Raw genomic sequence first — 10,641 nt, 5'->3', positions numbered from 1 at the left:
GGGGTGAGCGGCGCTCATCCCCACGGCGCGCAGCCGGGGGTCTGTAGCGCCGCCGCAATCAACGATGAAGCGCGCGTCACGAACTGAATGGTCCCACACGAGATCGTTCGAGTCGCGCGCATTTCACATTCGGCTCCAACTATCGTATGCTCGTCTGTTTAGCGTTCCCTCGGAGAAGGCGGATGGAAACACAAGTCGAGCCGACCGCTGACCGCATCATCAAACTGCCCATGTTTCGGGCGCTCGCCCATCGCAACTATCGCTTCTTTTGGGCGGGCGCGCTCCTGTCCAACGTCGGCACTTGGATGCAAACGGTGGCGCAAGGATGGCTCGTCTTGCAATTAACGGATTCAGCCTTCTGGCTCGGCGTTGATGGATTCATGGCAACGGCGCCCGGATTGCTGCTGACTTTGCTTGGCGGCGTCTTCGCCGATCAAGTGGACAAAAAAAGACTTCTCATCTGGACGCAGGTCGGAGCGGGACTAGCGGCGCTTGCGTTGTGGTCTCTGATCGTCGCAGGGTTGATCCAGCTCTGGATGATCCTCGCGCTCTCTTTCGTCACCGGCTGTTGTATGGCGCTTTCGTCGCCCGCTTATCAAGCCCTCACAATTGAACTCGTCGGGCGCGATGACCTATCGAACGCCATCGCGCTCAACTCGATGCAATTCCAGCTTTCCCGCGTCATCGGCCCGGTCTTCGCCGGTCTTGCCATCAACGCTTTCGGTCTTGCCGGATGTTTTCTGGCCAACGGCTTGTCGTACATCGCCGTCGTCGTGGCGCTCGTGTTGGTCCAGTTTCCGATGACCGCAACCGTTTCGCGGAAGATCCGCCGTCATGCCATCTGGCGCGATCTCCTTCAAGGCTTCCGTTACGTTCAAGGCCGCCCGCGCGTGCGCATGCTGCTGCTGATTTCGGCGGTGACGAGTCTGTTCGGCGCGCCGTATTTGACGATGATCCCGATCTTTGCGCGCGATGTTTTCCAAGCGGGCGAAACTGGTCTGGCGACCATGATGGCAATGGCTGGCGCTGGCGCGTTCTGCGGCGCGTTGACGCTGGCCGTGTTGAGCGACTTTCGGCGCAAAGGACTGCTCGTGCTCGGCGGCGCTTTCGCCTTCGCGTTGGCTCTTACGGCCTTCGCCTTCGCGCGCCATTGGCTTCTCGCCAACGCGCTGCTCTTTGCGATGGGCTATTCGCTCGTCTGCTGCGTGGCGGTGGTCAACATGCTCTTGCAGAACCTCGTGACGGATCGAATGCGCGGTCGCGTGATGAGCATGTTCGTCTTTTCGTTTCTCGGAACGACGCCGATCGGCAACTTCCTGACCGGCGCCGTGGCCCAACGTTTGAGCGCGCCCGTCGCGCTTGCCGTCAACGGCTCGGTGATCGCCGCTTTCATCGTCCTCGTCGCCGCGCGCAATCAACGCCTGCGCGCCTTGTCGTAAAGCTTTGCGCTGATGCCCGCGCCGCGCCTTTTTGTACAACAAAACCGTTCGGGCGAAGCATCAGACTACGTGGTTCATAAATGGACCGAAAAGAGGATTGAAGAGGGATGAGAAGAGTCTGCTCCGCGTTCTTGGTTCTCGCCGCACTGCTCTTTGCACTCGAAGGCGCGCGCGCGCAAGGCTGGACGCCGACACCGCCCTTTATCAAGGGCAAAGATCTGACGGTGGTCTTCTTCGTCGACGAGAAGAACGGTTGGGTGGGCGGCGATGGTGGGACGGTTTTTCGCACGGAAGACGGCGGGCGCACGTGGACGCCGCAAGCAATTGCTACCACCGACAACGTCAACGACATATACTTTCGCAACAAAGATAACGGCTTTCTCTTAGCAGGCAACCGCATCTTCCGCACAAACAACGGCGGGCGCGTCTGGATCGAATCGAACCGCTTCGCGCCGCGAGATTTCGGCGGGACGCCGGAGCTGTATAGCATCCGTTTCGCCGATAAGAAGCGAGGCTGGATCGTCGGCGCTGTCAGTCGCGGTGATGAGATCGTCGATAGTCTCGTCTTGTTCACCGACGATGGCGGAGCCTCTTGGCGACGGCAACTGGTGCCTGTAAAGAGCGAACTGATTCATCTGGACTTTCCCGAAAAGCTCACGGGTTGGATCGTCGGCGCGGGCGGCACTGTTCTTCACACCAACGATGGCGGACGCACGTGGACGCTGCAAAAGAGCGGCACGCGCGCCACGCTCTACCACGTTGACTTCCGCGACGAGAAGACCGGTTGGATCGTCGGCGAACAAGGAACCATCTTACGCACGGTCGATGGTGGCCAGACGTGGCTGGCTGTGATGGGCCCGGCGCGCACAACGCTGCTCGCCGTCAAATTCACCGATAAAGAGAACGGCTGGATCGTCGGGCGTGGCGGCGTCATCCTTCGCTCCGGTGACGGCGGTCGGACGTGGATCGCCCAAGAGAGCAAAACCAACAAGAACCTCTACGCGCTATACGCCGACAAGAGGCGCAATTGGGCGGTGGGCGATGACGGCTTAGTGCTGCTCTACCGCAAGGACTGAAAATCGGGAGCGCGCAAAGACCGAAAGGCCGCTCGACGAGATGGAGGTTAGCTTTCGAAGCCAGCTTTTTGGCGCGCCCCAGCAGCCCTCAATTTCGGGCAACTCACGCTCGTTTTTGGCCATCTCAATGATCGAGCAGAGCAGTGAACCGGAAAGAGCCGCCACGAAGGCGGCTCTCGATAGCCGGACGATTCTCCTGTGGTTGTACGCCCGATGGTCCGACATCGGGCGTTTTTTTAAGGCGAAGTTTTAGCTCGCGTTCCGGTAAAAGAGAGCGGCGGGAAGTTCGGGATGTTGATCGTCCCATTCAAGCGATCGCCTTCCACGCGTCCATTGACCGTCAACTCCACCTCTTGTCCCTGAAGCATCATGGTCGAGCGCGCCTCAAAGCCGTTGCCGTTGGCGGTGACGCTTTTGAAGGCTGCATCGCCGAGCTGCGAACGAATCGAGCCGCGTAGCCCGTTTGCGTCGCGTTCGAGCACGAGCGTGACCGGGATCGATTGGCCGTTCGGCGCGAGCACGTCAACCGCCCATGTACCGACCACATCCGCAGATGCAGAAGCGCCGCCAGCAGTCGCCGGTCGTTTCCGATTGCCAGCGCTATCATAGATCTCGATCCTTTCGCTGTAAGGCTTGATTTGATCCATGATGGCCGAACCATCGCCGACGATGACGATGGCGACGCGATCCGGCGCGACGTACTGACGGGCAACGCGCTGGACGTCTTCTTTGGTCACGGCCATGACTCGCTCGCGGTAGGTCTGCAAGTAATCAGCCGGCAGGCCATACATCTTGATCTGCACGAGCTGATCGATGAGGCCGTCTTGAGTCTCCAAACGAATGGGGAAAACGCCTGCCAGGTAAGACTTGGCGTTCTTCAGTTCTTCGTCGCTGACGGCTTCGTTGCGAATCCGATCGAGTTCGTAAAAGAACTCTTTGAGCGAAGCGCCCGTGACGGGCGTGCGCACTTCGGCTGAGGCGCGCAAAGAACCCGCCGTCCGCCGCGCATCCAGGCTCGAGTATGCGCCGTAGGTGTACCCTTTGCTCTCGCGCAGATTCATGAAGAGGCGCGCCGATGGCGTGCCGCCGAGAATGGTGTTCATCACGAGCAGCGGGAAGTAGTCCGGGCTCGTGCGCGCGATCCCGAGATCAGCGATGACGATGTTCGATTGCTGCGAGCCGGGACGATCGACAAGATAAATGGCGCGCTCCGTTCTTGTAGGCGGCGCCGGGAAACTCACCGATGCAGCGTCGCCTTTTTGCCATGAACCGAAAAGCTGCTCGATCTGTTTGAGCAATTGCGCGCGTTGCACGTCGCCGACGACGATGAGCACGGCGTTGTTTGGAACGAATCGAGCGCGATGAAATTCCCGAATTCGGTCGCGCGTGATGGCCTCAACTGATTGCGGCGTCGCTGAGATGACCGAATACGGGTGCTCGCCGAAAAGGATGCGCGACAAGCGTTCGTTGGCGAGAAAAGCTGGCTGCGCGCGCTGTGCGATCAACGCCTGTTTGGTGTTCTGTTTGACGAGCGCCAGCTCGTTCTCCGGAAAGGTGGCGTGAAGCGCAACGTCGGAGATGAGTTCCAGCAACCGATCGCCGTAAATCGATAGCCCGGCGGCGGAAACGGTGGTGTAATCGGAGTTTGCCCCTGCAAATAGCTGTGCGCCCAATCGGGCGACTTCTTCGGCGATCTGACGACTGGTCCGCTTCTCGGTGCCTTCGGTGAGCATTGTCGCCATCATGTCGGTCAGGCCCGGCAGGTCTTTGGGGTCGTGCGCGGTGCCGGTGCGCAAAGCCAAACGGTAAGTGACGTAAGGCAGGCGCCGATCCTCGACGATGACGACTTGTAACCCGTTGGGCAACGTGGTTTCAAACGGCTGTGGGATGTTAATCGGTCTTGGGGCCAGCGGCGGAGGCGGCTGGCGGCGAAAATCTTCCGTTTGGTTCATAGCGTTCGATGATTGAGCGTGACTGAACGGCGCGAACGCGCTGCAAGCGAGCAGCGCAACGGCGATGAGATGAGATCTTTGCAACATGATCGGTCCCTCCCGTCTACTATGGTCGTGGCTTTTGCGGCGTCGCAGGCGGCGCGTCCGCTGGCTGTTGTGGGCGCTCGGGGCGCGGTTCGTTGCTCACCGGAGTTGGCGGCGAAGCTGGTTTCGGCGTCGTCTGACGCGGAGGCACCTGTGGCGGCGGCGCACCCGGTTGCGCGGCCTCGCCAGAAGGCTGTGCCGCGGCTGCGGGGCGGGACATGCTGGCTGGGATGATGTCGATCACCGCGCGGTTTTCGGTATCCAAATATCGCGCCACGACCTGTTTGATCTGTTCGGGCGTGACCTTCAAGTAGTTCTCAAGATCCGTGTTGAAAAGGTTCGGGTCGCCATCGTAGAGCGTAAATTCGGCGATGCGCTGCGCGCGGAAGAGCGATGATTGACGGCTGCGCACTGCGCTGCTGAGCAAATTGTTGCGCAGCTTCTCCATCTCATCCGGAGTTGGCCCTTCGGTCGCCAATCGTTTGATCTCGCTCATGATCGTTCGGCGTATCTGTTCGACATCCTTGCCGGGTTTGGGCAAGGCGAAGATGGTCATCGAAGAAGGCCCGCGCCGCTCGCCGATGCCGCCTTGAATGGCGATCAAGGACTCCTCGCCCTTGACCAGACGCTGGTAAAGCCGCGAACTATCGCCATCGAGCAACAGGTCGCTCGCCAGCGATAGCGCGTAAAAGTCTACGGTCCGACGCGGCGGCACTTTCCAGCCGATCATGAAAGCCGGAAGCTGCGCGAAGCGATCGATGTACCGCTCCTGTCGCAGGGCCACTTCGGGCGGCTCCGACACATCCGCTTTGGGCGGATCAGGCTGGCGCGGAATGGTCGCAAAGTACTTGGTGACCAGCTTGCGCGCTTCTTGCGGATCGAAATCGCCGACGATCGCGAGCACAGCGTTGTTGGGCGCATAGTAGATGCGGAAGAACTCTTTGACGTCTTCGATGGTCGCCGCATTGAGATCTTCCATCGAACCGATGGTGGAATGCGCGTTGGCCGGGTTCTTGAAGATCATCTCGTTGATACGAAGAAAAGCGTTGACGTACGGCTGATTGTCGTAGCGCAAGCGCTTCTCTTCTTTGACGGCCTCGCGCTGATTATCGAGGTTCTCCTGCGTCACCTTCAGCGAGCGCATGCGATCGCTTTCCAACCACAAAGCGAGCGGCAACTGGTGCGAAGGCAAGGTCTCAAAATAGTTGGTTCGTTCTGACGAGGTGGTGCCGTTCATGGTACCGCCAGCGTTGAAGATGTACTGGAAGTGACCGGCTTTCGGCACGTTCTCCGAACCTTGAAACATCATGTGCTCGAACAGGTGCGCGAACCCGGTCCGTCCGGGCCGCTCGTTGCGCGAGCCGACGTCGTAATAGACGGCGACCGATACGACCGGCACCGTGCGATCAGGACTAAGGACAACGCGCAAGCCGTTTGGCAAAGTGAACTGTTCAATGGGTGTCGGCGGTAGCATAAACTTCGAATTCGATCTGTTGTTGGTCTGCGCTGTGCCAGCGATGGCGAAAGAGGCGACGAGCCATAAGCTCGCGACGAATTGAACGTGTTTGTTCATCTCGATTCAACCCTCGGTCGAGGAAAAATGATCCCGTTCCTCACTTGGCGCGCCTCGTCTTTGAAGAAGACGGTCTTCCACCTTTCGAGGACGCATTTTTTACGCGAACGACGCCGAGCGCGTCGTCTTTCTATCGCGCGATGAAGCGCCGCTTTTCAAGGGAGCTTTCTCCACGCAAACGACGCTCCCTTTCAAAGCGGCTTTGAAGCTCACCATTGTTACTACGCAGAAGGTCCGCCGTTTGTTTCCATCCCGACCACCGGCTTCGGGCAAAGGCGCGCCCAAATCGACGCTGAACCGTCCTGATCCGCTTAGGCGCCGCTTTCGATCGAGATCTCAAGATGAGGGCGGCTGGTTGATGATGCTGCGCAGTTCGGTACGCAGCTTTTCGATCTCAGCCAATTTCTGGTCCACTCGTTCGAAAAGCGCCGCTTGCGCCTTGATCCCTTCATCGATCAGATAGGAGGCCGCTTCGGCGCGACTGCGAAAGACCCCGGCTTGCACTAGCTTCTCCAACTTCTCTTGCGCCTCTGCTGAAAGCTTCACGGCGATCATGTATTCATCCTTAGCCGCCAAAGCGCGTTCGATGGTCCGGCTGATGTCTCGCCCTATTGCTCCCAAAGATTCCGGGATCCGCTGCAGCGCCTCGCGGATGGTCGAAGAGATTCTTTCCGTTTCCTCATGCGGCGGAGGCTCGTTACGCAACATCAATCCCTCAGCTCTTTCCGGTTGCGCTTCGAGCGGCGGTTCGGTCTCATGTCGCTCGTTCATAGCCCCTCCGTGCGCTTTCTTCCGTCTTCTTTTGAACACCACCATTCTAGGTGGCAGGCCGATTTTCGGTCAAGGAAGAGACGCCTCGAAAACGCTGATTTCATTGCCCCTTGGCGTTGACACAAGGTCAGCGAAAAGACCGAAATCGCAAGCGATGAGATCGCGCGACCGCTTACTGCCTCAGCGGAAGCGTCGTAGCTCGATGGAAACTCGATGGAAAGACGATCGAACGATCCGTCTGCGCAGTTCTCGCGCAGGTTGGTCAAGAACGATCCGACCTGTCCGGAGAAACGCAACATGACAGCAGCGGACTACCGCTCGCCCTTTCCGACAAAGCCGATCTGCAGAAAGAGCAGCACCACAACGGTGGCATCAAGCCGCGCCGATCAACAGATGCTTACAGCGCGCCTTTCAGCTACGACTTTCAAGGTCCGATCTTTTTTATCTTTGGCGCTGGACGAAAGGCGGATCGTGGGTCTCCAGCTTCTTCAGCTTTTTTCAACTCCTTGCACGCAGCTCGGTAGTAGTCGGCACCAAATCTTATCGGTCGTCGAGGTCCGCCTTGCTGCTTCAAAGCTCTGCGCCCCTCTTCTTCTGGCCCCTCGGCGTACTCCGCCTTCAAAATAGCGGCGCGGGCTTCGCCATCTGGATGTCCGTCACACGGGTCGTCATAGACGACGCCGAAGTCGTGCACGACGTTGACTTTACCGCCTCGCAAGTTGATCAGTTGAGCGCTGATCGTCAATTCTCCCATGTTGTAGAAACTACCCTGCAGAAGAAGTTCGCGCACGCCGTCGCCATCGACATCCAAGTCGCGCACCAAAGCCGTGTAACCTTCCGGCGCTGCGATCTTGTGCGTCAGCCGATTGCCCTCGAAGACAGCGAGAACCCCGCCCCTGCCCGCTTGCGGATCGATCGCGGCAGGAGGTTCAGGTAGAACGAGATACACCGTCTCATTCCGATCCGGTGCAGTGATGCCATCTCCTGCGCTCTCAGCCTTTCCTCTAACTTTCCCCTCTGGAGCATCCTTGCCAAAGACGGCGCGCAAGACGCGCTCTTCTTCTCCCTTCGGCACGGGTTCCGGTTCAGGGCCACCAAGCAGGTAACTGGCAAAGAGCGCTTCCTTGCCGAGCAAGAAGACGTCTGTGTCTTTGCGGTTGATCGGATCGCGCGCCGTCGACTGTTGATCCTTTTGGGCCGCGACCGATGCGCCGTCCGCCGTCTGTGGCTCGCCGCCTCCCTCTTGCGAGAGTTTGGCGGCGAGCTTCTCCATATGACCCTCGGACTTCTTCTCACTCGACGATGAGTCCTTGGTTGTCGCAGGAAGACTGCAGCCGAAGTTGACCAACAAAAGAGAGACAACCAGGAGCCAAGCTGCGCGCAAACGCTTCGCCCTGCTCTGCCTTTGCCTCACACCATCTTCAGCCCGCGTTGTTTTCATCATTTCTCCTCACTCCAAGCTCATCGCTTTTGGTCTTAGCGCCGATCCAAAAACGGAGTCGGATCGATGATCTCGCCCGAGCTTCGTCTGATCTCGTAATGTAGATGCGGTCCTGTGGCAAGCCCAGTCTGTCCAACGGCGCCGACCACTTGACCTTTGGTCACCGTTTGCCCTCTGCTCACGTTGATGCGCGACAAGTGTGCATAATAGGTCAGGTAACCGTTTCCGTGATCGACGATCACGAGGTTGCCGTAACCGCCTCTTCTTCCGGCAAAAGCGACCCGCCCGCTGCCAGTGGTCCGAGCGGGCGTGCCAGCCGAAGCGCCGAAGTCGATCCCCGTGTGGAATCTACGCACCTTATAAATCGGGTGTGTGCGCACTCCGTAACCGCTCGTAATAGGCGCATCAACCGGACGACCATAAGGCAGCGAGCTTCTCGCTCCATCCCCAGCAGGCGTTATCTTCTCAGGTACGGCCTTTTCAGGCGCCGTCTTTCCAGAGGCCGCTTTCTGGAACGCGCGGTAGGTCGTCACGCCGAGAACGCCAGTTTGCGTGATGCCGTTGGCCGCCTGAAAGCGTTTGAGCGCCGCTTCTGTACGCGGGCCGAAGATACCCGGACCGGTGTTCACCTCGGCTTCGGTCATGTAACCGAGCCCCACGAGCCGCTGTTGCAAAGCCGCAACGAGCGGGCCGCGGTCGCCGCGTCGCACGCCGCTGACGATTCTGCTCATGGCCTGATGCGTTGCTGCATCAAACTTGCCCGTCACCACTAGACCGTTTGCACGTTGGAACTCACGCACTGCCGCTTCCGTGCGCGGACCGAAGATGCCCGGACCAGTGGCAACTTGCTCGCGGGTCATGTGTCCCAAATCAACCAACAGACCCTGAAGCTTTGTGACCTCCGGGCCACGGTCGCCGCGCGCCAGATTGCCGCTAGGCATGGGCGAGTCTATTTTGGGCGGCGCGGGCGGCTCCAATTCCGGCTTACGCATAGCGAAGAGCGCGCGTCCCGTCGCGTCGTCCAACAGTCCCGTTGCCGACAAACCTTGGCGTCGTTGGAACTCTTCTATGGCCGCGAAAGTCATCGGTCCATAATAACCGGTCGGCCTTTCGATGCGAAGCAAACCCAAGTCGATCAAGCGTTGTTGCACGCGTTCGACGCCGCCAAACAAACGCGCAGCAACCTGCGCCGTCGCTTCGCCAGAGGTGATCAAGCCATCGTTATTCAAATCAAGTCCTCGATTCTGGGCGTATGCGTTTGTGCCCTGACGAAAGAGCACCGTGCGCGGGTCAGGGCGCGGACTGCCGCTCAACACCGCTGTATAGACTCCCTCCAACGTGTTAAGCCGCCCTTTGAATGGCGCAAGGTAGCGCTCCACGTAACGCAATTGCTCGACCGGCGTCATGCGCGCCAGCGCGTCGGTCGAAGTGCGCAAAAGTCTTGCCGTCTCCGGTATAAATTGGATCAGGCCGGTCGCCCCGCTCAGCGGGTTGCGAACCGCGGGGCTGAACGTCCCGCCCGTTTCGAAACTCATTACCGCCAACAACCACTCAGGACGCGTCCCGAGTCGTTGTGACATGGCGACCACCTCTTGGATGAACTCAGAGGTGACGTTCGGATTGTGGCGAACTCCCTCGATCAGATTGAAGTCAAACCCGTTCGATGTCCGCTCGAGCAACTCCGCTCGCATCATCGCCGCGCGATCTACCCCGCTCATGCTAGCGAGTAGCAGATTCGGACTGACCCCAGCAAGACCACCGTTTCCGGTCTCGGCTGCAACCTGCGCCTGATTAGCCTGATTAACGGTATGGTCATCGAAGCTTCCGAGAGCCGCGTTCGCCGCTCCCAAACCGTCCACTTTCAAAGTCATTTCCTCTCTCCTCCCCTCACAGTTTCAGCTTTTTCGTCTTCCCTTTTGAGACTTCTCCCTTGAAAAATGTTTCTACTATATATTATCGGCGCTTTTCAGAAAGAGTTTCCTGTTGGTGATGAAAAATTTTTCTCGAAACCCTCTGCAACCAACTCTGCTATGACGAATAGCTCCCTGCGACCGAACGCCGAAGAGCGCATCAACGGCAAAGCTGTTCGGCTACGCTCTGAACAAACGCGGCCCCATCAGAGAAATTCACCGAAGCGATCCGCCGCCGTTTGCCGTCTTCGGCAGTGACGTCCTCCCCTCAATAAATTGAAGGGCATCCCCAAAGGAATGCACGCGCGCTCTTTATCGCGCGCGCTTCGGTTCAGCGACGCCGTGCCATCCCAAGTAGGATGACACGACCGCGGGCCGCGCCACACGGCCACTAC

Annotated in this window: 7 protein-coding genes; 2 read left to right on the top strand and 5 right to left on the bottom strand. The window is 59.0% G+C overall.

Annotation, left to right across the window (positions count from 1 at the left end):
- Positions 1-182 precede the first annotated feature (182 nt).
- Positions 183-1,439 (top strand): MFS transporter, encoded by a 1,257-nt coding sequence (locus C4334_RS13690; RefSeq protein ID WP_352432651.1) that lies wholly within the window; start codon positions 183-185, stop codon positions 1,437-1,439.
- Between the two features lie 107 nt (positions 1,440-1,546).
- The gene (locus tag C4334_RS13685; protein WP_352432650.1) at positions 1,547-2,515 is read left to right on the top strand and encodes a WD40/YVTN/BNR-like repeat-containing protein; all 969 of its coding nucleotides are present in this window, start codon (positions 1,547-1,549) and stop codon (positions 2,513-2,515) included.
- Between the two features lie 236 nt (positions 2,516-2,751).
- Here the strand turns inward: C4334_RS13685 and C4334_RS13680 are convergent, their stop codons facing one another.
- From C4334_RS13680 to C4334_RS13660, 5 genes are all read right to left on the bottom strand, one after another.
- Positions 2,752-4,554, bottom strand: coding sequence for a M16 family metallopeptidase (locus tag C4334_RS13680; RefSeq protein ID WP_352432649.1), 1,803 nt, complete (start codon positions 4,552-4,554; stop codon positions 2,752-2,754).
- Positions 4,555-4,573: 19 nt separating this feature from the next.
- On the bottom strand, positions 4,574-6,124 hold the full coding sequence (locus tag C4334_RS13675; RefSeq protein WP_352432648.1) for a M16 family metallopeptidase: 1,551 nt from the start codon (positions 6,122-6,124) through the stop codon (positions 4,574-4,576).
- 336 nt (positions 6,125-6,460) lie between these two features.
- Positions 6,461-6,895 carry a hypothetical protein gene (locus C4334_RS13670; RefSeq protein ID WP_352432647.1) on the bottom strand — a complete coding sequence of 145 codons (435 nt, stop codon included), beginning with the start codon at positions 6,893-6,895 and terminating at the stop codon, positions 6,461-6,463.
- A 424-nt stretch (positions 6,896-7,319) separates the two neighbouring features.
- Positions 7,320-8,168: a hypothetical protein gene (locus C4334_RS13665; RefSeq protein WP_352432646.1), complete on the bottom strand. Its 849-nt coding sequence runs from the start codon at positions 8,166-8,168 to the stop codon at positions 7,320-7,322.
- A 203-nt stretch (positions 8,169-8,371) separates the two neighbouring features.
- Positions 8,372-10,207, bottom strand: coding sequence for a peptidoglycan-binding protein (locus C4334_RS13660; protein ID WP_352432645.1), 1,836 nt, complete (start codon positions 10,205-10,207; stop codon positions 8,372-8,374).
- Between the last annotated feature and the right edge of the window lie 434 nt (positions 10,208-10,641).

The organism is Pyrinomonas sp., from assembly GCF_040289685.1.
Classification (GTDB): Bacteria; Acidobacteriota; Blastocatellia; order Pyrinomonadales; family Pyrinomonadaceae; genus Pyrinomonas.
Note: the sequence above shows the minus strand (reverse complement) of the source record. Positions and strands in the feature narration are given on the sequence as shown.